The sequence below is a fragment of the Arthrobacter sp. zg-Y919 genome (assembly GCF_030142045.1).
Lineage (GTDB): Bacteria > Actinomycetota > Actinomycetes > Actinomycetales > Micrococcaceae > Arthrobacter_B.
In genome coordinates, this window is the sequence record NZ_CP126242.1 from 1270491 (window position 1) to 1291415 (window position 20925).

General features: G+C 65.5%; 23 protein-coding genes and 2 tRNA genes. 16 read left to right on the forward strand and 9 right to left on the reverse strand.

Annotated elements, in window-relative coordinates:
- The first annotated feature begins 14 nt into the window (after positions 1-14).
- The 6 genes from rsfS (at position 15) to QNO10_RS06035 (ending at position 3073) form a co-directional block, all read left to right on the forward strand.
- Positions 15-401: a ribosome silencing factor gene (rsfS, locus tag QNO10_RS06010; protein ID WP_229948739.1), complete on the forward strand. Its 387-nt coding sequence runs from the start codon at positions 15-17 to the stop codon at positions 399-401.
- Positions 402-411: 10 nt separating this feature from the next.
- Positions 412-1095: a histidine phosphatase family protein gene (locus QNO10_RS06015; RefSeq protein WP_229948737.1), complete on the forward strand. Its 684-nt coding sequence runs from the start codon at positions 412-414 to the stop codon at positions 1093-1095.
- Positions 1096-1221: 126 nt separating this feature from the next.
- A tRNA-Ala gene (locus QNO10_RS06020) sits at positions 1222-1297 on the forward strand.
- 49 nt (positions 1298-1346) lie between these two features.
- A tRNA-Ala gene (locus QNO10_RS06025) sits at positions 1347-1422 on the forward strand.
- 171 nt (positions 1423-1593) lie between these two features.
- The gene (gene pnuC / locus QNO10_RS06030; RefSeq protein ID WP_229948735.1) at positions 1594-2256 is read left to right on the forward strand and encodes a nicotinamide riboside transporter PnuC; all 663 of its coding nucleotides are present in this window, start codon (positions 1594-1596) and stop codon (positions 2254-2256) included.
- 82 nt (positions 2257-2338) lie between these two features.
- A complete protein-coding gene (locus tag QNO10_RS06035) occupies positions 2339-3073 on the forward strand; it encodes an NUDIX hydrolase (RefSeq protein WP_229948733.1) in 735 nt (244 codons plus the stop codon).
- 30 nt (positions 3074-3103) lie between these two features.
- Here QNO10_RS06035 and QNO10_RS06040 read toward each other — a convergent pair whose 3' ends face one another.
- Genes QNO10_RS06040 through QNO10_RS06050 form a run of 3 tightly spaced genes read right to left on the reverse strand, consistent with a single transcriptional unit; the run spans position 3104 to position 6467 of the window.
- Positions 3104-3805 carry a lysoplasmalogenase gene (locus tag QNO10_RS06040; protein WP_229948731.1) on the reverse strand — a complete coding sequence of 234 codons (702 nt, stop codon included), beginning with the start codon at positions 3803-3805 and terminating at the stop codon, positions 3104-3106.
- A gap of 56 nt (positions 3806-3861) precedes the next feature.
- A complete protein-coding gene (locus tag QNO10_RS06045; RefSeq protein ID WP_283995881.1) occupies positions 3862-5169 on the reverse strand; it encodes a D-arabinono-1,4-lactone oxidase in 1308 nt (435 codons plus the stop codon).
- Positions 5166-6467, reverse strand: coding sequence for an amino acid deaminase/aldolase (locus QNO10_RS06050; RefSeq protein ID WP_229948727.1), 1302 nt, complete (start codon positions 6465-6467; stop codon positions 5166-5168). The genes QNO10_RS06045 and QNO10_RS06050 overlap by 4 nt, the downstream gene beginning before the upstream one ends.
- A 197-nt stretch (positions 6468-6664) precedes the next feature.
- Here QNO10_RS06050 and QNO10_RS06055 point away from each other — a divergent pair, with 197 nt between their 5' ends.
- Positions 6665-7762: a fatty acid desaturase family protein gene (locus tag QNO10_RS06055; RefSeq protein ID WP_229948725.1), complete on the forward strand. Its 1098-nt coding sequence runs from the start codon at positions 6665-6667 to the stop codon at positions 7760-7762.
- Between the two features lie 62 nt (positions 7763-7824).
- Positions 7825-8898 carry an App1 family protein phosphatidate phosphatase gene (locus QNO10_RS06060; RefSeq protein WP_229948721.1) on the forward strand — a complete coding sequence of 358 codons (1074 nt, stop codon included), beginning with the start codon at positions 7825-7827 and terminating at the stop codon, positions 8896-8898.
- A gap of 40 nt (positions 8899-8938) precedes the next feature.
- On the opposite strand, the gene QNO10_RS06065 is transcribed toward QNO10_RS06060, so the two are convergent.
- Together QNO10_RS06065 and QNO10_RS06070 are read right to left on the reverse strand one after the other, a co-directional pair.
- Positions 8939-10039 (reverse strand): FUSC family protein, encoded by a 1101-nt coding sequence (locus QNO10_RS06065; protein ID WP_229948716.1) that lies wholly within the window; start codon positions 10037-10039, stop codon positions 8939-8941.
- A gap of 40 nt (positions 10040-10079) precedes the next feature.
- A complete protein-coding gene (locus QNO10_RS06070; protein WP_229948714.1) occupies positions 10080-11018 on the reverse strand; it encodes a LysR family transcriptional regulator in 939 nt (312 codons plus the stop codon).
- A gap of 440 nt (positions 11019-11458) precedes the next feature.
- Between QNO10_RS06070 and nrdH the strand changes: the two genes are divergently transcribed.
- The 4 genes from nrdH (at position 11459) to nrdF (ending at position 15479) form a co-directional block, all read left to right on the forward strand.
- On the forward strand, positions 11459-11704 hold the full coding sequence (gene nrdH, locus QNO10_RS06075) for a glutaredoxin-like protein NrdH (RefSeq protein WP_227901614.1): 246 nt from the start codon (positions 11459-11461) through the stop codon (positions 11702-11704).
- A 101-nt stretch (positions 11705-11805) separates the two neighbouring features.
- Positions 11806-12315 carry a class Ib ribonucleoside-diphosphate reductase assembly flavoprotein NrdI gene (gene nrdI / locus QNO10_RS06080; protein ID WP_442860252.1) on the forward strand — a complete coding sequence of 170 codons (510 nt, stop codon included), beginning with the start codon at positions 11806-11808 and terminating at the stop codon, positions 12313-12315.
- Positions 12285-14450: a class 1b ribonucleoside-diphosphate reductase subunit alpha gene (nrdE, locus tag QNO10_RS06085; RefSeq protein WP_269437827.1), complete on the forward strand. Its 2166-nt coding sequence runs from the start codon at positions 12285-12287 to the stop codon at positions 14448-14450. The genes nrdI and nrdE overlap by 31 nt, the downstream gene beginning before the upstream one ends.
- A 54-nt stretch (positions 14451-14504) precedes the next feature.
- Positions 14505-15479 (forward strand): class 1b ribonucleoside-diphosphate reductase subunit beta, encoded by a 975-nt coding sequence (gene nrdF / locus QNO10_RS06090; RefSeq protein WP_229948712.1) that lies wholly within the window; start codon positions 14505-14507, stop codon positions 15477-15479.
- Between the two features lie 82 nt (positions 15480-15561).
- Here nrdF and QNO10_RS06095 read toward each other — a convergent pair whose 3' ends face one another.
- Complete coding sequence (locus QNO10_RS06095) at positions 15562-16020, reverse strand: DUF2975 domain-containing protein (RefSeq protein ID WP_229948710.1); 459 nt, start codon at positions 16018-16020, stop codon at positions 15562-15564.
- 134 nt (positions 16021-16154) lie between these two features.
- On the opposite strand from QNO10_RS06095, the gene QNO10_RS06100 reads away from it, so the two are divergent.
- The 4 genes from QNO10_RS06100 to QNO10_RS06115 are packed head-to-tail and all read left to right on the forward strand — an operon-like array spanning position 16155 to position 19047.
- Entirely contained in the window at positions 16155-16760 is a 606-nt protein-coding gene (locus QNO10_RS06100) for a DinB family protein (protein WP_229948707.1), read from the forward strand.
- A gap of 9 nt (positions 16761-16769) precedes the next feature.
- Entirely contained in the window at positions 16770-17738 is a 969-nt protein-coding gene (locus QNO10_RS06105) for an ABC transporter ATP-binding protein (protein WP_229948705.1), read from the forward strand.
- Positions 17735-18529: an ABC transporter permease subunit gene (locus tag QNO10_RS06110; protein ID WP_229948703.1), complete on the forward strand. Its 795-nt coding sequence runs from the start codon at positions 17735-17737 to the stop codon at positions 18527-18529. Before QNO10_RS06105 ends, QNO10_RS06110 begins: the two co-directional genes overlap by 4 nt.
- A gap of 56 nt (positions 18530-18585) precedes the next feature.
- A complete protein-coding gene (locus tag QNO10_RS06115) occupies positions 18586-19047 on the forward strand; it encodes a hypothetical protein (protein ID WP_229948701.1) in 462 nt (153 codons plus the stop codon).
- A 24-nt stretch (positions 19048-19071) separates the two neighbouring features.
- Here the strand turns inward: QNO10_RS06115 and arfB are convergent, their stop codons facing one another.
- The 3 genes from arfB to QNO10_RS06130 form a co-directional block, all read right to left on the reverse strand.
- Complete coding sequence (arfB, locus tag QNO10_RS06120; RefSeq protein WP_229948699.1) at positions 19072-19494, reverse strand: alternative ribosome rescue aminoacyl-tRNA hydrolase ArfB; 423 nt, start codon at positions 19492-19494, stop codon at positions 19072-19074.
- Positions 19495-19564: 70 nt separating this feature from the next.
- On the reverse strand, positions 19565-20134 hold the full coding sequence (locus QNO10_RS06125; RefSeq protein WP_229948697.1) for a DUF1697 domain-containing protein: 570 nt from the start codon (positions 20132-20134) through the stop codon (positions 19565-19567).
- Positions 20131-20913 (reverse strand): alpha/beta fold hydrolase, encoded by a 783-nt coding sequence (locus QNO10_RS06130; protein WP_229948696.1) that lies wholly within the window; start codon positions 20911-20913, stop codon positions 20131-20133. The genes QNO10_RS06125 and QNO10_RS06130 overlap by 4 nt, the downstream gene beginning before the upstream one ends.
- Positions 20914-20925 lie beyond the last annotated feature (12 nt).

Consider the following 20925-nt stretch of genomic DNA (forward strand, 5'->3'; position numbering starts at 1 on the left):
CAAGGAGAAACACTTTGAGCGCCACCGAATCTTCCATTGACATTGCGCGGGCGGCGGCCAAAGCGGCGTCGGCCAAGATTGCCGACGACATCGTCGCAATCGACGTCAGCGAACGGCTCGCCATCACCGACGTGTTCCTGATTGCCTCGGCCTCAAACGAGCGCCAGGTCAACTCCATTGTTGACGGCATCGAAGAGGAACTTGCCAAGATGGACCTGAAGCCGGTCCGCCGCGAAGGACGAAGCGAGGGACGCTGGGTCCTGCTCGACTACGCCAACGTCGTCGTGCATGTCCAGCATGAGGAGGACCGGGTGTTCTACGCACTGGAACGTCTGTGGAAGGACTGCCCCGAGGTTGACCTTCAGCTCGAAGACGCACCCGCCGCCGTCGAGTCCGAATAACGCCGTACTCATGAGTGCTCCTGCGCCCTGGGACCCCGGAACCGAATCGCGCCGGGTCGTTTTCTGGCGCCACGGCCGCACCGAATGGAACCGGGTGGGCCGGTTCCAGGGACAGCAGGACATCGCCCTCGACGTCGACGGGGTGCGGCAGGCTGCGGAGGCCGCCGCAGTGCTGCGGTTCCTTGAACCCGCCAGTATTGTCTCCTCGGACCTCAGGCGTGCCCTGAACACGGGACGGGCCCTGGGCACCGCAACCGGCCTGGCCGTCGCGCAGGACAAGCGCCTGCGCGAAACCTTTGCCGGGACATGGGAGGGACGCACTTTTAAGCAGATTGCCGAGCAGGATGCTCCGCTGCTGGCCGCCTGGTCAGCAGGGGTCGGCAGCGCCCGGGCCGGCGGTGGTGAAACGCGTATCGACGTGGGCAGGCGCGTGGCCGAGGCCGTGGCCGAGGCCGTCCAGGCACTTCCCGCAGGAGGCACCCTGGTGGCGGTAAGCCACGGGGGAGCCATCCGTGCCGGAATCTGCGCCCTGCTGGGACTGCCGACCGAGTCCTGGGCGGTCATCTCGGGCGTCTCCAACTGCCACTGGTCCGTCCTGCAGGAAAGTCCGGACCGGCACGGGAATTCGGCCTGGCATCTGGCCCAGCACAATGTGGGGCTGGACTCCCTTCCCAGCGGTCCGGTCGAGGGCTGACAAACGGTCCTTCCGGCCCTTGGGACGGCGGCTGGCTGGATTTTGCGCTCCTCTTGATTTGTACTAAGGTAGAGGAGTTGCTTCGCCCCGGTGAACGGGAAAACGGGGCAATAAACCTTTAGTTTTGGGGCTGTGGCGCAGCTGGTAGCGCACCTGCATGGCATGCAGGGGGTCAGGGGTTCGAGTCCCCTCAGCTCCACCAAAACCTTCGGGAAACCGGAGGGTTTGCGGTGGAAGATCACTGATAGTTTGGGGCTGTGGCGCAGCTGGTAGCGCACCTGCATGGCATGCAGGGGGTCAGGGGTTCGAGTCCCCTCAGCTCCACCAACTAACCGCTGGAACACGGGAAATCCTGTGTCCGGCGGTTTTTTAGTGCCCGCAACACCCCTCGTCCGTTGTGACGCAGCTCTCACTACTGGTCGCCACTAGCTCTTCCGTTCTCCCTCCAACGGCCTTAGGCTCCTCATTGTCACACTGACAATAAATCAGGAGAGCGCCATGAATGCAGTACTGGACTGGATGAACTCGCCCGCGGCAACCCTGCTTGGAGCACCGGTCAGCTGGATCGAAGTCATCGGGTTCGTCACCGGTGCGGCCTGCGTCTACGGCGTCGCCCGGCAGAAGGCCTGGAACTGGCCCGTGGGCATCATTAACAACATCGCGTTTATGGTCCTCTTCTTCGGGGCCGGGCTCTACGGCGAGACCCTCCTGCAGGCCGTGTTTGCCGCTGTCGCCGTTTACGGGTGGTACAACTGGGTCCGCGGCGCCAGGGACACGGAGCAGAAGAGCGACCTGCCGATCCGCGACGCAAGCCGGAACGAGGTTATTGCCGGCATCGCAGCCGTCGTCCTGGCCACCGTGGGGATCGCGATGATCCTCACCCACGGAACCGACTCGGAGGTTCCCTGGCCCGATGCCTTCGTCCTGGCCGCGTCGCTCCTGGCCACGTATGGGCAGGCCAGGAAGATCTTCCAGCACTGGTACGTCTGGATTGCCATCGACCTCGTGAGCGTTCCGCTGTACTTCTCCCGCGGACTCAACCTCACCGCCGTCCTCTACATCGGCTTCACCGCCCTCTGCGTCTACGGTCTTATTGATTGGAAGCGCACCCGCAGCGCGGCAGTACGCTCGGCTGCCGCGGCCGGAAAGATACCGGCATGAGCCTGTTTGCCCGGGGTGCCGCGATCGGCTCGCGATGCCGGCAGCGAGCGGGCGCTGGATCCTTGGTACTGGCAGGAGCCTGATGACACGCGAAGAAGAGCAGTTCCTGTACGCGCCCAGGGAGTATCCCTCCGTAGCGCTGACCGTGGATCTGGTCGTCTTCGCCGTCAAAGGAAGGACCCTCCACGCAGCCTTCGTCCGCCGCGGAGGGCATCCCTTCAAGGGTGCCTTGGCTCTGCCCGGCGGCTTCGTGGGACCGGATGAGGATGCCCTCACGGCCGCGTGGCGCGAGCTGCAGGAGGAAACCGGGCTGGACCTGGGCTCGCACCGCGCCTACGTCGAGCAGCTCGCCACCTACAGTTCACCTGTCCGCGATCCGCGCATGCGCGTCGTATCCGTCGCGCATCTGGCGCTGCTTGGAACCGACGGCAGCGCCCTGCCCGCGCTGAACCCGGGCACCGGCACCGCTGCCGCGCAGTGGCTGCCCGTGTATGACGTCCTTGCCCACGAGACGCTTGCCTTCGACCACCGTGAGATCCTTAGTGCCGCTCTTGACCGCCTCGCCGGCAAGATCGAATACAGTCTCACCGCTGCCAGGCTCCTGCCTGAAGAGTTCACCCTCAACCAACTGCGCCGGGTGTACCAGGCCGTGTGGAACACCGACAAGCTCGACGCCGGCAACTTCACCCGCAAGATGGCCGGCGCGCTGCATGACACCGGACGCAAGGTCGTGCGCGGGAAGGGCGCCCCCGCAGCGGTGTTCACCGTCAAGGACGAGTACCTCAGCCCGCCGATGATGCGCCCCGCTGGGGGATGACCCGAAGCGGATGGTCAGCCTGACGGACCCTCAGCGTCCGTCCCGCCAGCTCCGCAGCAGCCCGGCAACAATGAGTCCCTGCCCGGCGCAATAGGTCAGCATCACCAGGGGATTGGACCAGTCCGGCATCTGTTCGGGCAGGAAGATCCGGCCGGCCAGGACCGTATCCGAGGCCAGGAACAGCAGGCCGCCGGCTGCCACCATGGGCCGGCACCGCGCCGCCGTCGCAGCCGTACCCGCGAGGACAATGCCGTATGCGGCCACCGCGGGAGCCAGGCCACCCAGCGCCGGCCAAAGGACCACGAGCATCAGGACCCACCACAGCGGGAAGACCAGGGCCCACCGGGGAAGCCGTCCGGCACCTCCGTAGCGCGCCAGCAGCCAGATATAGCAAATGTGCGCCAGTCCGAACGACCCGAGCATGACGGGCAGCTCCGGAGCCGACGGGAAGAACGTACCCGCGCCATCACCGATCCAGGAGAAAAACAGGGCGGCCATCAGCAGCACCCCCGGCAGGACACCGCCGGCAGCCCGGACAAGGCCGCGGCCGCCCCACAGGGCCGCAACGGCAAGCAGCGGCATCAGCGTCAGCTTGGTTGGTTCCGCAATGTCTGGGGCGTCCACGGCGCGGGCGGCGATGTGCACTGCGGACGCCGCAATAAACGGCAGGAACCCCCACCACCAGGCGCGGGACGTGGCAGAGGTCTGGCTATGGGTGGGCGCGGCGGTCACGGCACTCCTTCGGGTCGGCTGCAGCCCATCGTACGGTGCCTCCGGCACTGTGGCAGTTAGGCGCCCAGCACCCGGTCCAGATAGGCGTTGGCGAAGACCCTGCCCGGATCCAGCTGCTCCCGTACCGCCAGGAAGTCCTTGAAACGCGGGTACCGCTCCGCCAGTGCTGCCGCTTCCAGCGAATGCAGCTTGCCCCAATGCGGCCGCCCGCCGTGGGCGAGCATTAGTTCCTCGACGGCGTTGAAGTACTCGGCGAAGTCCTCCCGGTAATACCGGTGCACGGCTATATAGGCTGTATCCCGGCCATAGGCGGTGGACAACCAGCGGTCATCGGCCGCCGCCCAGCGGACCTCCACGGGAAACGAGATCCGCCAACGGCGTTCCTCGATCAGCTCCCTCAGGGCGGAGAAGGCCGGGCCAATGCGGTCGGCAGGAACGGCGTACTCCATCTCCCGGAACCGCACGTTGCGCCGGGTGGTGAAGACCCGCGCAGAGGCGTCAGAATAGTCCCGGCCACCGAGCAGCCGTGCAGCTGCGGCGTTCACGGCAGGGACAACCGCCGGTAGTGCACTGCCTACGGCACAGGTACCTCGGAACACGGTGTTTGCCAGCAGGGAGTCGTTGACCCAGCGCGCGGCGGGACCGGGCGGACGGCAGCGGGCAGAGCCGGGCAGGCGGGTGTTCGTCTTGGTGGCAGCGCGGTCGGTGTGCGGAAACCAGTAAAACTCAAAATGGTCGGTTGCTTTCACCCGGTCGTTTAGTCCCTCAAGCACATCCGCCAGGGGCTCGGATCGCTCCTCGGCCTGGAGTACGAACGCGGGTACGCATTGAAGGGTGACGTCGGCGATGACACCCAGGGCGCCCAGTCCGAGGGCTACTGCCGGGAGTAATGGATCGTCGCCGCCCACGCTGAGCAGGCCGCCGTCGGGCTGGACCAGGGTCACGCCCACCACTTGGGTGGCCATCCCGCCGAACCCGGCGCCCGTTCCGTGCGTTCCGGTGGAAACTGCACCGGCGACGGACTGCCGGTCAATGTCGCCGAGGTTCGGCATCGCCAGTCCGTAAGGTTCCAGCAGCGCCGGGATCCGATGCAGCCGGGTGCCGGCCTGTAACCGCACCCGGCACCTTCCAGCGTCCACTGCGACCACCCCCTGCAGGGCGCTGAGGTCCAGTTGGACGCCAACGGTGGCGGCAATGTCGGTGAAACTGTGGCCCGCCCCCACGGCTTTGATCCGCTGCCCGGCACCTGCGGCGTCGGCCACGCAGCGCTGGAGACCGGCGGTATCGAGCGGACGCTCCACGCGAAGCGGTTGCGCTGTAACGTTCCGTCCCCAGTTTTCCCACCCGGCGCCCGACGCCCTCACAGGAACGCCTTCCCCTCGCCGCGGTAGGTGGGCAACGTGTCCACGATCTTCCCGCCGGCCACGACCTGGTACTCGTTGAGGTGTTCGGCAGGCTCGCCGCTCTTGGCGTGCCGGAACCAGATGCGGTCACCGGGATACAGTGTCCCGGCAGCCGCACCGCGCAGGGGAGTCTGTACCTCTCCCGCCCCTTCCCGCGGGAGGAAACGCAGATCCGGCGGCCAGACCGGACGCGGGAGACGGCTGGCTCCCGGTGGCCCCGAGGCGATCCATCCGCCGCCCAGCACGGTGGCGGTGTCCGACGTCGGACGGCGGACGACGTCGAACGCGTAGGCAGCTGCGGGGGCCGGCGTAAACGCACGGTAGTTGTCGAACAGGTGTCCGCCGAAAAGTCCGGAACCGGCCGTAATCTCGGTGACCGCCGGGTCCGCGCGCGTGGCTTCGATGGAGCCGGTGCCGCCGCCGTTCACGAATTCGAGCGGGGCCAGATCGCGCAGCCGCCCGGCAATAAGCTGCCTGCGGCCGAGGAGCTCGGCCATGGACCGCGGCTGCAGGTGCCGCATGAGGACATTCCGTGGGCCTGCCCCGGGAACCGCGTCGCCCACGCCGGCCACCTGGGCTTCGTACATCATCAAACCCACCAGCCGGAAGCCGGGACGGGCGGCGATCCGGCGCCCCAGCCCGACGGCGTCGTCCGGGGTGTGCAGAGGAGACCGGCGGGTGCCGATGAAGCCCAGTGCCGGCGCCTGCCAGGAGGCATCCGCATCCAGGCAGATACGCACCTCCGGGCGTTGGCCCGCCGGTGCCACGTCGTCCACCAGATCCAGCTGGGACTCGTCGTCGACCATCAGTGTCACCCGCGCGGCCAGCCGTTCGTCGCCGAGGAGCCGGGTGAGGGCCGCCCGGTCCGTGCTGGGATATCCCACCACGACATCAGCGCACCGCTCTGCCAGCCACAGGGCTTCGGGGAGCGTGTAGCTGAAGACGCCTTGAAAACCGGGGAGCTGAAGCAGCGCCTCAATGACGCCGCGGACCCGGAGGGACTTGCTGGCGATCCGCAGGGGCATGCCGCCGGCGCGCCGGAGCAGGTCCGCAGCATTGGACCGAAGCGCCTCCAGCCCCAGCACCGCCACCGGTGCGGGAAGTACCGCGGTGGCCTCCGAGAGTGCGGGCCAATAGGTTTCGGGGGTCAGCCAGGGACGGGATACGGCAGTTCCGGATGTGTCCGGCGTTCCCGGCACGCCGGGCGGGAACAGCTGCAGAGGGGGAGCCGGAGTCCCGGCGTCGTTGCGGTTACCCATGGTGACCTCCGTTGTCTGCACCTACCCTAAACGCGGAACGCCGCTCCCTCCAGCTCGCAACGCGCGGCCACGGCCGGCATGCGGGCATGCAGCAATGTCACAGGTAAACACCAGACTTTAGGGTTAGGGTGGTCACATCTCTAGAGCGAATCCGCTCGCCACGCCGGCTGGGAAGTCGTACACCACCAGAAGGCCGCATGAGCATAACCGCTTCCTCCACTGCACCCGTTGAAGAAAACCCGAGCGAAAAGAAGCCGCGCCGGAACAACGTCACCAGCACCTACTCCGGTCTGCTCAAAGCAGTCCGTGACGAAGGCCTGCTGAAGCGCCGGAGCTCTTTCTACATCACAACGTTCGTTTTTCTGTGCATCGGCCTGGTCGCTGCTGCAACGGGGTCGTTCTTCATCGGGGAGAGCTGGTTCCAGCTGCTCATCGCCGCCGCACTGGGCATTCTCCTGACCCAGTTGGCCTTCATTGCCCATGAGGCATCGCACCGCCAGGTCTTCGAATCGGGACCGGCAAATGACCGGGCCGGCAAGTTCGTGGCGAACGCCGTCGTCGGTATCAGCTACCAGTGGTGGATGAACAAGCACAGCAGGCACCATGCCAACCCCAACACGGTGGGCAAGGACCCGGATATCGACATGGATACCATTTCCTTCCTGCCGGAACAGGCCGCAAAGCAGAAGGGCTTCATGGCCTGGTTTGCCCGCCGCCAGGGCTGGCTGTTCTTCCCGCTGCTGACGCTTGAGGGAATCAACCTGCATGCAACGTCCATCAAGCACCTGTTCCAGAACAAGCAGGTCAAGGGACGCATCTCGGAACTGGTCATGGTCTTCACCCGGCTCGGCCTGTATCTGGGCGCCGTATTCTTCTTCCTGCCCGTGGGAATGGCTTTCGCCTTCATCGGGGTGCAGCTCGCCGTCTTCGGCGTATACATGGGCGCTTCCTTCGCGCCGAACCACAAGGGCATGCCCATCCTGCCCAGGGACTCCAAGGTCGACTTCCTCGGCCGCCAGGTGCTGACGTCCCGCAACATCGTGGGCCGCGGCATGAACACCCTGATGGGTGGACTGAACTACCAGGTGGAGCATCACCTCTTCCCGAGCATGCCCCGGCCGTCGCTTGCCCGGGCCAGCGAACTGGTGAAGGAACACTGCGCCAAGCATTCCATTCCCTACACCGAGACCACCCTCGTGCAGTCCTACGCCATTGTGGTCCGGTACCTGAACGAAGTGGGCCTCTCCGCCCGCGATCCGTTCGACTGCCCGGTCCGGTCCAAGTACCGTATCTAGCCTGCGGATCCGCCGGAGCAGCGGCGGATACCTGCGGTCGAAGCATCTGACAGACTAGGAATATGACAAAAAACCCCGCAGCCCGTCCGGCGGAGAAGACTCCCGTGGCCCATCTCGGCATGCGCATGGAGGACTCCCTGCATGCATGGCGCGACGAACGTGCCCGCAAGCGGGGGGACGTGCAGATCGTCCTCCCCTTCACCGGATACGGCTCCACTGAATGGGTGCGGGTACTCGGCAGGGTCATCCTGGCCAAGCCCGGCTACTTTGACGGCGCCGAGAAGTCGATGGCGTCCAAGGCGATCGCCGACGGCATCCGCGGTTGGCGGAACTTCATGAGCCCGCCGGTGAATAAAGCCACGGTCACCGTCGTGGTGGGCGACCAGAAGCACGTCGTCACCGCGGACCGCGGAGGAGTGGTCGACGCCGTCCTTCCCGCGGATCTTGCGCCGGGCTGGACCACCGTACTGCTTCGTTCCGAAGACGGCGAGGAAACCACCGCGCCGATCTACGTGGTGGATCCCGCAGCCGAGGTGGGGGTGGTGTCCGACATTGACGACACCATCATGGTTACTGCCCTTCCGCGGCCGATGCTGGCAGCCTGGAACACCTTCGTCCTTGACGAGCATGCCCGTACGCCCACGCCGGGCATGGCAGTAATGATGGACCGGCTGGCACGGGAAAACCCCGTGGGCCCGGTGCTGTACCTTTCGACCGGCGCGTGGAATGTTGCCGCCACCCTCACCCGGTTCATCACCCGCAACCTCTACCCGGCGGGTCCGCTGCTGCTGACCGACTGGGGCCCCACCACGGACCGCTGGTTCCGCAGCGGACAGGCGCACAAGCGCACGCAGCTGGAACGGCTGGCCCAGGAATTCCCGGACATCAAATGGCTGCTGATCGGCGACAACGGCCAGCACGACGAAGAGATCTACGCGGACTTCGCCCACCGCCATCCGGAGAACGTCCGGGCCATCGCCATCCGCCAGCTCTCGGCCGGGGAAGCGGTGCTCGCCGGCGGGCGAACGGGCAAGCCGGGGGAGACTCCGGTGGATGTCCCGTGGATCTACGCGCCCGACGGCGCCGGAATGGCCCGCCAGCTGGCCGACATCGGCCTGCTGACCGACGAGGGGTAACCCTGGCTTGCCGGTACCGGTCCGGTACCGGCCCGCGGGCCTAGGCGTCGTCGTCGGCCTCCGTGTTGATGATCCGCAGGATCCGGCGGAGGTCCATGGCCAGGGCCGCTGCCGCGTCCACCGGGCTTTCGGCTGAGCCGGAAGTATTAACCAGACGCACCAGTTCCACGAGTGCCTCCGTCGCCGTCGACTGCTCCTCGCTTCCCGGATCCCAGATCTCCACTGCCTCGCCGCAGGCATTCACGGCATTGGCCAGCGGGGCAGTCAGGGAGGCCGGGACGGCTACGTGCTCCGGATTGCGCCAGATGGCATCCGTGAGGACTTCGGTCATGTCCTTCACATGCCGGGTCGCACGTTCCATGGCCCGCAACGCCCGGTAGTCCGCCGTGAAATCGCGCCGGTACTTGCGGCTGCGGATGTTCCCGTGGCGGCTGTTGTCCGCCAGCTCCACTGCTTCGCGGACCTCCCGGGTCAGGGCGTCCAGTTCGCTTTCGCGCTGGGCCCAGTCCTCGTGTTCGGGCGGCCAGGTTTCCTCCATAGCCGTCCCCATGTCCCGCAGCTGGCGCGCCAGCGACTTCCGCAGCGTCACCAGTCCGTTAACCGCGCCGTTCAGGTGCAGCGGTGGAAAGACGAGGGCGTTGACGGCCAGGCCGACCACCACTCCAACCAGCATCTGCACTCCGTAGCCGAACGAGTATCCATCCGGGTCGTCACCGCCCAGAACCAGCACAAACAGCGCGGCCATGGGCACGTATTCCCGGCCGGACGCACCCAGGAAGCGCAGCCCGCCCAGCAGCACGCCGATGCCGACGATCACGGAAATGGTCCAGACGTTGGGGGTGCCGATCAGCAGTGCCCCCAAGGCCAGAAGCATCCCGGTAGCAAGGCCGGCGAGGGTCTCCATGCCGGTGCGGAACGAACCGGAGACAGTGGGGTACATGCTGACGATGGCGCCCAGCGGCGCATAGTACGGGTACTGCGACGCTACCCCCGGGACATGCGGGGCTACTGTCCAGGCGATGCCGACGGCCAGGGTGGCCTTGAAGGCGAGCTGGAAACGGGTGTAGCGCAGGACTCCGGTCACCCGGTTGGTAACGGCACTCAATGACCGTTTGGGGAGTGTTTTTTCACCAGTGGTCATGCTTCGAGTATGGCCCGGGCCCTCCTCCGGAAACGACTTTTCAGCCCTGCTGAAGGCCGGATGTGGGGAGCGGCACTATGCTCCGCCGGCCCAGCACATCGGCCAGCCGGTCCAGGAAAAGGCCGACCTGGACATTCTGTTCGTGGATGAGCAGGGCGAAGATGCTCCGTGCCAGCCTGATCTCGGCGACATCCAGCACGACCGTACCGGCAGGGCGGTCCAGCATCGCCAGTTCCGGCACCAGCGCCGCACCGAGACCGGCGGAAGCCATCGCCAGGCTGGCGTTGAAATCGTCGCAGTAGGCGGCCACCCGGGGGTGGAGGCTGCAGCTGGCGAAAAGCCGTTCAATCACCAGTGCATCGGGGGTGCCGGGGTGATGCATTATCCAGGGCATTCCCGCGAGCTGCTCGGCGGTCACCTCGGCGCCGCTGCGGATACCCCAGGATGCGGGCAGCACCACCCGGAAGTTGTCGTCGCCCAGCCACCGGCGGCTGATCGAGGAGGGCCAGGCGAGCCCGCCCTGCCCCACCTGGTACACCAGCGCGACGTCGAGGTTCCCGCCGGTGCGCAGCCCCTGGATGGTCTGCGCGGGTTCCGCCACGGAAAGCAGCAGGTCAATGCCCAGGTCGCGCCATCCGGGCGAGGCAAGCAGTTCCGGCAGGGCGAAGGTGGCTAGGCTGGGGAAGATGCCCAGCCTCAGCTCCTGCCCGGTGCCCGGCCCGGGCCGGGCGGCTGATGCCAGCAGCGCGTCCATGTCGGTGAGCACCTTCACGGCGTGCCTGGCCATCACGACGGCGGCTTCCGTGGGGGATACCGTGCGCGCGGAGCGTTCGAACGACCGCGTCCCGGTGTCCTTCTCCAGGGCGGACATCTGCTGGGACACTGCCGAGGCGGTGCAGCCCAGCCGCAGGGCCGCCGCGGCAAACGATCCGGTGCGGATCACCTCCAGCAGCGTCTTCAGGTGCACGGGGTTGACCATCCGTGTGCGCTCCTTCCCCACCCCGGCGGGGCGGACCACCATATCTAGTGTTGACCGGCACTAGAGCCGACACGCCCACCGTACGCGACACGCATGAATCTTGCCTGTCCGGTCACATGTGCATCCGGTTCTGCACAGGCTGTGGAGAACCCGCGCCGCGGCGCGGAAATCCCGCCTAATTACGCGGCGTTCCCTGTGCACAAACTGTGGACGGACGCCCTGCGTAATGACATACTTGTAATACATCATGTAGGGGTTCCACCTTAGGGAGCGCACTAGATGTAGTGTCTGGGCATGGAACTGGATGTAGTATCTAGGAACAGACTTCGAGAGCTTCACCAAGCTCCACAAGCCGCTATCCAGCACCATGGATTCCAGTAGCACCAGCACCACCAAGCAGCACAGAACAGACTTCATGCTTCACTAGGGGAGACCACGCCATGACCGTTACGGTTTACACCAAGCCCGCCTGCGTACAGTGCAACGCCACTTACCGTGCCCTCGACAAGAAGGGCATCGTGTACCAGAGCGTGGACATGTCGCAGGACCCCGAGGCCCTCGAGCGCGTCCGCTCCATGGGCTACATGCAGGCGCCTGTTGTCGTCACCGAGCAGGACTCCTGGTCCGGCTTCCGGCCCGACAAGATCGAAGAGCTCGCCCAGGCGCAGGTTTCCTCCGTAGCCTAGGCCTGCGCCGCCTAGGTGCTTCTGAGGATCTACAAGTCCCCGGTTCCCCCTAAGCAGCACCCCGTACCACCCGCGCACTACCCGTCAGGAGCGCAGCAACCATGACACTGGGGATGGCAGGCCGGGCCGGCATCGCGCCGGCATCGGCATCCGCAGGGGATGGGCAGCCGGAAACGGATGCGTCCCTGATCTACTTCTCCTCAGCCTCGGGATACACCCGCCGCTTTGTGGACAAGCTAGGGGTCCGCGCGGCCCAGCTCCCGCTCCACACCTCCCAGCCAACACTGCTGGCCCTCCGGCCCTACGTGCTGCTGCTTCCCACCTACGGGGGAACCGCAGCCCAACCGGGGGCGGCAGCCCGGGGAGCCGTTCCCAAACAGGTCATCAAGTTCCTGAACAATGAGCGCAACCGCTCCTTGATCCGGGGAGTGATCGGCGCGGGCAACACAAACTTCGGGGACTCCTATTGCCTCGCGGCGGACATCATCGCCGTGAAGTGCCAAGTCCCCGTGCTGTATCGATTTGAACTCATGGGCACGTCCGAGGACGTTGCCAAGGTTAACGAAGGATTGGAAAAGTTTTGGACACATCAGTCGCAGAAGCCGGCGTGACGGACTCCAAGGAGCTCCCGGAGGCTTACAAGGGGCTGGGCTACCACGAGCTCAACGCCATGCTGAACCTGTACGGCAAGAACGGAGAGATCCAGTTCGACGCCGACCGCGCTGCTGCGCGCCAGTACTTCCTCCAGCACGTTAACAACAACACGGTCTTCTTCCACGACCTGGAAGAGAAGCTGGAATACCTGGTCAAGAACGAGTACTACGAGCCGGAAACGCTCGACCAGTACTCCATGACCTTCATCAAGGAGCTGTACACCCGCGCCTACAAGAAGAAGTTCCGCTTCGAGACCTTCCTTGGTGCGTTCAAGTTCTACACCTCGTACACGCTGAAGACCTTCGACGGCAAGCGTTACCTGGAGCGCTACGAAGACCGCGTCTGCATGGTTGCCCTGCACCTGGCCCGCGGCGACGAGCAGCTCGCAACCCAGATGGTGGATGAAATCATCGAGGGCCGCTTCCAGCCGGCCACCCCCACCTTCCTTAACGCGGGCAAGGCACAGCGCGGCGAGCTGGTCTCCTGCTTCCTGCTGCGCATCGAAGACAACATGGAGTCCATCGGCCGCTCCATCAACTCCGCACTGCAGCTGTCCAAGCGCGGCGGCGGCGTTGCCTTCGCACTGACGAACATCCGCGAGGTCGGCGCGCCGATCAAGCAGATCGAGAACCAGTCCTCGGGCGTCATCCCCGTGATGAAGCTCCTCGAGGACAGCTTCTCCTACGCCAACCAGCTGGGTGCCCGCCAGGGTGCCGGTGCCGTGTATCTGCACGCCCACCACCCGGACATCAACCGGTTCCTGGACACCAAGCGCGAGAACGCGGACGAGAAGATCCGCATCAAGACCCTCTCGCTCGGCGTCGTCGTCCCGGACATCACCTTCGAACTGGCCAAGCGCGACGAGGACATGTACCTGTTCTCCCCGTACGACGTCGAGAAGGTCTACGGCATGCCGTTCTCCGACATCTCGGTCACCGAAAAGTACTACGAGATGGTGGACGACGCCCGGATCAAGAAGACCAAGATCCGTGCCCGCGACTTCTTCCAGACCCTCGCCGAGATCCAGTTCGAGTCCGGCTACCCCTACATCATGTTCGAGGACACGGTGAACCGGGAGAACCCGATCGAGGGCAAGATCATCATGTCGAACCTGTGCTCGGAGATCCTCCAGGTCTCCCAGCCGACCACGTACAAGGATGACCTGTCCTACGACGAGACCGGCAAGGACATCTCCTGCAACCTCGGCTCGCTGAACATTGCCAAGACCATGGATTCCCCGGACTTCGGCCGCACCATTGAAACGGCCATCCGCGCGCTGACCGCGGTGTCGGACATGAGCCACATCGGCTCGGTGCCGTCCATTGCCAAGGGCAACGACATGTCCCACGCCATCGGCCTGGGTCAGATGAACCTGCACGGCTACCTGGCGCGTGAGCGGGTCTACTACGGCTCCGAAGAGGGCATCGACTTCACCAACATCTACTTCTACACGGTGGTCTACCACGCCGTGCGGGCATCGAACCTGCTCGCGATCGAGACCGGCCGGAAGTTCGCCGGCTTCGAGCGCTCCAAGTACGCCACGGGGGAGTACTTCGACAAGTACACCAACCGGGAATGGGTCCCGCAGACCCAGCGGGTCCGCGAACTGTTCGACGGTGTCCACATCCCCACTCAGGCAGATTGGGAGGCGCTGAAGGCTTCGGTCATGGAGCACGGCATCTACAACCAGAACCTGCAGGCCGTACCGCCCACCGGTTCGATTTCCTACATCAACAACTCCACCTCCTCCATTCACCCGGTGGCGTCGAAGATTGAAATCCGCAAGGAAGGCAAGCTGGGCCGCGTGTACTACCCGGCGCCGTACCTGACCAACGACAACCTGGAGTACTACCAGGATGCGTACGAAATCGGCTACGAGAAGATCATCGACACCTACGCCGCTGCCACCCAGCACGTGGACCAGGGCCTGTCCCTGACGCTGTTCTTCAAGGACACCGCCACCACCCGCGACATCAACAAGGCGCAGATCTACGCGTGGCGCAAGGGCATCAAGACCATTTACTACATCCGCCTGCGCCAGCTCGCGCTGGAAGGCACCGAGGTTGAGGGCTGCGTTTCCTGCATGCTGTAAGGCCTGCCGTCACCGCACCCCTCTCCCCGAATTTTTGAAGACAAGGAACTATTCATGACCGAGAAGCTGAAGCTGATCGAAGGCGTCGAGGCGATCAACTGGAACCGGATCCAGGATGAGAAGGACGTTGAGGTCTGGAACCGTCTGGTCAACAACTTCTGGCTGCCGGAGAAGGTGCCGCTGTCCAACGACGTCCAGTCATGGGCCACGCTGACTCCGGAAGAACAGCAGCTCACCATGCGCGTCTTCACGGGCCTGACCCTGCTGGACACCATGCAGGCCACCATTGGTGCCGTCTCTCTGATCCCCGATGCGCTGACCCCGCACGAGGAAGCGGTCTACACGAACATTGCGTTCATGGAGTCCGTGCACGCCAAGAGCTACTCCTCGATCTTCTCCACCCTGGCTTCGACCAAGGAGATTGACGAGGCGTTCCGCTGGTCCACGGAAAACCCGAACCTGCAGAAGAAGGCCCAGATCATCACGGATTACTACCGTGGCGATGATCCCCTGAAGCGCAAGGTGGCCTCCACCCTGCTGGAGTCCTTCCTCTTCTACTCGGGCTTCTACCTGCCGATGTACTGGTCCTCGCGGGCCAAGCTCACAAACACCGCCGACCTCATCCGCCTGATCATCCGTGACGAGGCCGTGCACGGCTACTACATCGGCTACAAGTTCCAGCGCGGACTGGAGACCATCCCCGAGGAACGCCGCCAGGAGCTTAAGGACTACACGTACGAGCTGCTCTTCGAGCTGTACGAAAACGAAGTCCAGTACACGCACGACCTGTACGACGGCGTCGGCCTGGCCGAGGACGTCAAGAAGTTCCTGCACTACAACGCCAACAAGGCGCTGATGAACCTGGGCTACGAAGCCATGTTCCCGTCCACCCTGACGGACGTGAACCCGGCCATCCTTTCGGCCCTGTCTCCGAACGCCGACGAGAACCACGACTTCTTCTCCGGCTCCGGTTCCTCCTACGTGATCGGCAAGGCCGTGAACACGGAAGACGACGACTGGGACTTCTAGTTCCTGGGCTGGACCAGTCCAGCTGAGCTAACGCAATGCCGCCGCGGCGGGCCTTTCGGGTCCGCTGAGGCGGCAGCGCTGTTTAACGCACGGAATGTTCTTCTTCCAGCCAACCCAGGACCCCGTATCTCAGGGCAAAGGCCACGGGGACGAGGGCGAGGAAGATCAGCAGCCCGAAAAGCATGGCGGGGCCGCCGATGTGTTCGATAAACCCTGCATGGGCGAAGACACCGGCGCAGAGCACCGCCATCACGCCCAGCGAAACCGCCGCGGTGTTGGCCCATCCCGTCGACCCACGTGCCGCCGACGTATCCGCTACCGTGGCTGAGAGTAACTGCCAAGCCGCAAGCAACGCCACCCCGAAGGCGGTCACCGCCACCCCGGTGACCGCGACGTACGGGGCGGCCAAATACGCAACCTCCGGATAGGCGGCGGCGTACCGGGCCGCGGCCCGCGGAACAACCCCAACCTGAAGCAGCAGGGCCGTGACGGCGAACGCCACCAGGGCGCAGCGGAGGGGGAGGGCTTCCTGCCGAGTCATAGCGCGATCCTCGCCCTGCCTGGCAGGGCTGTCAACCACGGTGGAGCAGCTCCTCTCTCCTTCCCGCTGCTGAACCAGCAGTAAAGACCGATTACGGGTGGACCCTGCCCTTCCGGCCCCTTAGCCTTCCGCCCATGACTGAACAAGACCCCGCACCGAAAATCGAACCTCCACTGGCCGGAACGGAAATCGAGACCCTGTTGGGTTCCCTGGACCGGCAGCGCGCCACCTTCGCCTGGAAGACCGGCGGCCTGGATACAGCCGGCCTCACCGCCACTGTCGGTGCCTCCGCCATTACCCTGGGCGGGCTGCTCAAGCACCTGGCCGGGGTAGAGGCCGTGAAGTTCACATGGCAGCTGAGGCGCCAGGACCCTGGAGCCCCGTGGAATGCCGCTGACTGGGAACACGACCCGGACTGGGACTGGCGCACCGCGGCAGACGACACCCCGGAAGAGCTTTATGCCCTGTGGAGCGACGCCGTCGGACGCTCACGGCAACGCCTTGCCGCCGCGCTGGACGACGGCGGACTCGACCAGCTGCTGCCCGCCATTGAGGGCCAGACCGGGAGCCTGCGCCGCATGCTGATCGACCTGATCGAGGAATACGCCCGGCACGTGGGACATGCGGACCTGATCCGCGAGGCCGTGGACGGACTGGTGGGCGAGGATCCGCCGGGGGACGTGTCATGGCCTGCGCCCGCGGCTGCCGTCTCCTATCCGGCTCCCACCGCAGGCGCGTAGCCTCGACCCATGGGTATTGGCCCTGCCTCAGCCGCTGTGCGCACGCGTGGGCTGCATAAGTCCTTCGGCCGCGTTGAGGCGCTGAAAGGCATCGACTTGGATGTCCCAGCGGGAAGCGTCTTCGGGATCATTGGTCCCAACGGTGCCGGCAAGACCACACTGATGCGCCTGCTGCTGGACCTGCTGCGGCCCTGCTCCGGGGAAGTAACCGTCCTCGGGGCTAATCCCCGCCGCGGAGGCCCGGCGCTGCGCCGTCAAATCGGGTTTCTGCCGGGAGATCTGGTCCTAGCGGACAGAGTCAGCGGACGGGAACTTCTCCGCTTTTTCTCGCGCATCAGTGGACCGGTCGATCCCGGAACCGTTTTGGCGCTGGCGGAACGGCTCGACCTGGACCTCGGCCGCCCGGTGCGTGCCCTGTCCAAGGGGAACCGGCAGAAACTCGGACTCATTCAGGCATTCATGCACCAACCCCCGCTGCTCATCCTGGACGAACCCACCAGCGGATTGGATCCGCTGGTTCAGCAGGAGTTCCTGGCCCTGGTGAGGGAGGCAAGCAGCAACGGCCAAACCGTGCTGCTCAGTTCGCACGTTCTCAGCGAGATTGAGGAGGCCGCTGACACTGTGGCCATCCTCCGGTCGGGGACGGTGGTGTCAGCCGCCAGCACCGCCGGCATCCGGGCTTCCGCCGGCCGCCGTGTGCGGATTGGAATCACTGCGGCAGAGGCGCCTGCGCTGATTGAACGCCTCCGGCGGGTGCCCGGATTCGAACTGCTGCAGGTGCCCGCCGACCCCGGGCACGGGGATGCAGCCTCACTCCATGCCCGGTTCGCGGGGGACATGCCGGACCTGATCACGGCTCTGGCGGGATATCACCTCCTCGACCTGGTGGTGCAGGAGCCCGACCTCGAGGAGGCCGTTCTGCGGTTTTACGGGCCGGAGTCCGCTGCCGGGCCGGCCGGCGGCGGTGCCGCCGGATGAGCCGCCTCCCCTTGTTCAGCCGTTCCCTCGCCGCGTCCTGGCGCCCGCTTCTGGGATGGGCGGCGGGTATCCTGGCTGTCCTGAGCCTGTACCTGCCCCTTTATCCGTCCCTGGCCGGCCAGGATTTTCAGGATCTCCTGCAGAGTCTGCCGCCCGAACTCATTTCCGCGCTGGGCTATGACGAGCTGACGACCGGCGCGGGCTACACCCAGTCGACGTTCTTCGGCCTCATCGGCTTTGCCCTCTTCACCATCGCCGCCATTTCCTGGGGCACCCGGGCGATTGCCGGCGACGAAGAGAGCGGGACCCTGGAACTCGTTCTGGCCCACGCCGTCAGCCGGGTGCAACTTGTCCTGGAGCGCAGCGCCGCCATTGCTACGCGCCTGATGCTGCTCGGCCTTTTCACAGGCCTGGCCGTGCTGGCCTTCGACCGCCCGGCACAGCTCGAACTGATTCCCTCCCATATCTGGGCCGGGTGTGCGGCGCTCGTTGGGCTGGGACTGCTGACCGCGTCAGTCGCCCTGGCTGCCGGGGCATTCACCGGCCGCCGTGTCTGGGCACTTGCGGCTGCCGTTACGGCCGCCGTCGGCGGGTATGCCCTCAATGCAGTGGCGAACCAGAATCCGGACCTGGACTACCTCCACTCCTGGACACCGTATAACTGGGCCTTCGGTGCCAGCCCGCTCAGCAACGGGGCCGATTGGGCCGGGCTTGGTGCCCTGTATGGAACAAGTGCGCTGCTGGTGCTGCTCGCTGCCTTCGCACTCACCCGGAGGGACATTGGCACGTGATCCGGTGCCCTGTGCAATGATGTGCCTCACCAATCACGACGACGGGGCGGACGTTGATGCGCGGAACACGGGGATTTGGAGCAGCGGCGGCTTTGGTGCTGCTGCTGTCCGGCTGCACGGCGGCCGGTCCGGAGGATGAAGGCAGCCAGTCGGCTCCGGGCGGGGACGGCCTGTCCTCGTTTGCTTCCGTCGACGACGCGTACGACGCCGTAGCCGCCGTCCTGGACTGCGACCCTGCCACCACCGCCGAACCCGTGACCATCGAGATCGACGGGCATCTGCCGGCGTACCGGATGTGCACGGAGGCCGTTGAGGTCATCCATTACGAAAATGAGGCAGACCGGTCCAAGGCCTCGGACCTGGTTCACGGTGCGGAAAGCGGACCTCCGTACTTCGCCGAGGGCAGTAATTGGCAGGTGCTGGTCCTGCCTGGCCGTGAGGGGCAGGTTCCGGACCCCGATGAAATCACCGCTCTGGCCCGGGAGCTGGGCGGCCGTTACGTCAGGATGTCGGGCTAGCTTGATGCCCAGGCCTCGGCGGAATCAATCAGCCGGCGGCCGTTGCCGTTGCCGCTTCGTGGCAGCCCGTTGTTTCTTTGCATCGAGGCGGCGGTAGTTCGAGCCCCGGGTGGGTTTGGTGGTGCGGCGCGGGGCAGGTCCGGGCGCCAGCCCGTCTGCCGCGAGGGCGGCGAGCTTGGCCAGGGCTGTTTCCCGATTGCGCAGCTGGGAACGTTGCTCGGAGGCCGTCACGGTCAGCACTCCAGACACCAGCCGGCGTTTCAGCCGCTGCAGCAGCAGCTGACGTTGCCGTTCCGACAGCACCGCAGAACCGGCTACGTTCCAGGAGAGTTCGACGCGGCTGTCCGAGGTGTTGACGTGCTGGCCGCCGGGGCCGGACGACCGGGAGAACCGCCAGTCGAGTTCAGCCGCGGGAATCGTGAGCGCGGGAGACACCACCAAATCCATCCCTCCAGCGTCGCACGGTTGCGGGGCGGGAGACGACTCCGGGGCCTTGGTGATCTCCCCGCTCATCGGGTCACCCGGGCAGCAGGTCCCACAGTTTCTGCGTGGTCTTCCAGCTGCGGATCGTCATCGACTTATACAGCGGGGAGGCCGCGATGGCGCTGAGCCGGCTTTTGGTCAGCTCGGCGCTGAGCCGTTGGGAGTAGATGACGCCGTCCCCGGCCCAGACCGTGTCTATGCCTTCCCGCGGCCGGAACGCGCCAAGGGCGGTATCCGTGTCGATGCCCATGAGGAAGATCGCGTCGGAGTGATAGAGGTCCGGCCGCTCGCCGAAATTCTCAGGCCGGTGCTCGACGACGGCATGCAGCTGCGCGCGGTCCAGCACCAGGACCTTGACGAGTTCGTCATCGAGTTCGAGATGGTCGGTAAGGACGGCTTCGATCCGGCTGCCGATTGAGGCGGCGTCATCGTTTGACGCCAGGAGAACATTGCCGCTCGCGATATAGGTGGAGACCTGCTGGTACCCGAGGTCGGACAGGTGCCCCCGCAAGGCCTGCATGGGGACCTTGTTCCGCCCGCCGACATTGATGCCGCGTAGGAGGGCGAGGTAGGAAGGCATGTTCCCACCCGGGTTGTCCGTCACTGCACCGGTATGCGGCGGCGGATTTCGCGCACGGTGCCCGACGGATCGGGGGAGTGGTCATGGGATTCCGGCACTGTCACCAAGACCGCGTGGGGCATGCGCTTGGCCAGCTTCTCGGTGGCATCCATGATCACCGGGTACGTGGTGGTTCCCCGCAGGATCGTGACGGGCACCGAGACCTCCGCCATCGCCGTCGTGGGGGTCGATACGGCCTGTGAGAGGCGGGCGTCGTAGACGGTGGACTGGGCCAGCGGAAGGAGCGCCGGGAAGAACGGACTGGTCCGGATCTCTTCGATCATCGTTTCGGGCAGGCCGATGCCTTCACGCTGGAAGGTGGTCACGGCATCGGTCGGGTTGTCGGCGTCGACGAGGGACTGGAGCCGGTCCGGAAGGTCCGCAGACGGTTCCCCTTCACCGAAGCGGAAGGGCGGCTCGGACAGGAACAGGTGGCTGATGGGTGCTCCTTCCGCCGCGGCCAGCAACGCCAGCATCGCCCCCGAAGAATGTCCGAGGACCACCGCTTCACCGCCGACGGCGTTCAGGACCGCCGTCAGGTCCTCCACCTCCCGCTGCGGAGAGTAGGGGGACGTGTCGCTGCTTTCCCCGCGGGCCCGGCGGTCCACGGTCACGGCCTGGAACCCGGCGTCTTTCAGTGCGTCGGCCAGCGGGGCGCCGGCGTCGGAAGTTGAAAAGGCGCCGCCGACAATGATGACCGGCGGCCCGTGGCCCACCAGGTCAAAGGCGATGCGGGTTCCGTCTGCAGAGGTGGCATACAACATGACCCAGATAAG

Bases quoted from the DNA above. Each gene is read 5' to 3' on its own strand.
- QNO10_RS06015 (WP_229948737.1), top strand. From the start codon at position 412: ATGAGTGCTCCTGCGCCCTGGGACCCCGGAACCGAATCGCGCCGGGTC.
- pnuC (WP_229948735.1), top strand. From the start codon at position 1,594: ATGAATGCAGTACTGGACTGGATGAACTCGCCCGCGGCAACCCTGCTT.
- QNO10_RS06035 (WP_229948733.1), top strand. From the start codon at position 2,339: ATGACACGCGAAGAAGAGCAGTTCCTGTACGCGCCCAGGGAGTATCCC.
- QNO10_RS06050 (WP_229948727.1), bottom strand. From the start codon at position 6,467: ATGGGTAACCGCAACGACGCCGGGACTCCGGCTCCCCCTCTGCAGCTG.
- QNO10_RS06055 (WP_229948725.1), top strand. From the start codon at position 6,665: ATGAGCATAACCGCTTCCTCCACTGCACCCGTTGAAGAAAACCCGAGC.
- QNO10_RS06060 (WP_229948721.1), top strand. From the start codon at position 7,825: ATGACAAAAAACCCCGCAGCCCGTCCGGCGGAGAAGACTCCCGTGGCC.
- QNO10_RS06065 (WP_229948716.1), bottom strand. From the start codon at position 10,039: ATGACCACTGGTGAAAAAACACTCCCCAAACGGTCATTGAGTGCCGTT.
- QNO10_RS06070 (WP_229948714.1), bottom strand. From the start codon at position 11,018: ATGGTCAACCCCGTGCACCTGAAGACGCTGCTGGAGGTGATCCGCACC.
- nrdH (WP_227901614.1), top strand. From the start codon at position 11,459: ATGACCGTTACGGTTTACACCAAGCCCGCCTGCGTACAGTGCAACGCC.
- nrdI (WP_442860252.1), top strand. From the start codon at position 11,806: ATGACACTGGGGATGGCAGGCCGGGCCGGCATCGCGCCGGCATCGGCA.
- nrdF (WP_229948712.1), top strand. From the start codon at position 14,505: ATGACCGAGAAGCTGAAGCTGATCGAAGGCGTCGAGGCGATCAACTGG.
- QNO10_RS06095 (WP_229948710.1), bottom strand. From the start codon at position 16,020: ATGACTCGGCAGGAAGCCCTCCCCCTCCGCTGCGCCCTGGTGGCGTTC.
- QNO10_RS06100 (WP_229948707.1), top strand. From the start codon at position 16,155: ATGACTGAACAAGACCCCGCACCGAAAATCGAACCTCCACTGGCCGGA.
- QNO10_RS06105 (WP_229948705.1), top strand. From the start codon at position 16,770: ATGGGTATTGGCCCTGCCTCAGCCGCTGTGCGCACGCGTGGGCTGCAT.
- QNO10_RS06110 (WP_229948703.1), top strand. From the start codon at position 17,735: ATGAGCCGCCTCCCCTTGTTCAGCCGTTCCCTCGCCGCGTCCTGGCGC.
- QNO10_RS06115 (WP_229948701.1), top strand. From the start codon at position 18,586: ATGCGCGGAACACGGGGATTTGGAGCAGCGGCGGCTTTGGTGCTGCTG.
- arfB (WP_229948699.1), bottom strand. From the start codon at position 19,494: ATGGATTTGGTGGTGTCTCCCGCGCTCACGATTCCCGCGGCTGAACTC.
- QNO10_RS06130 (WP_229948696.1), bottom strand. From the start codon at position 20,913: ATGTTGTATGCCACCTCTGCAGACGGAACCCGCATCGCCTTTGACCTG.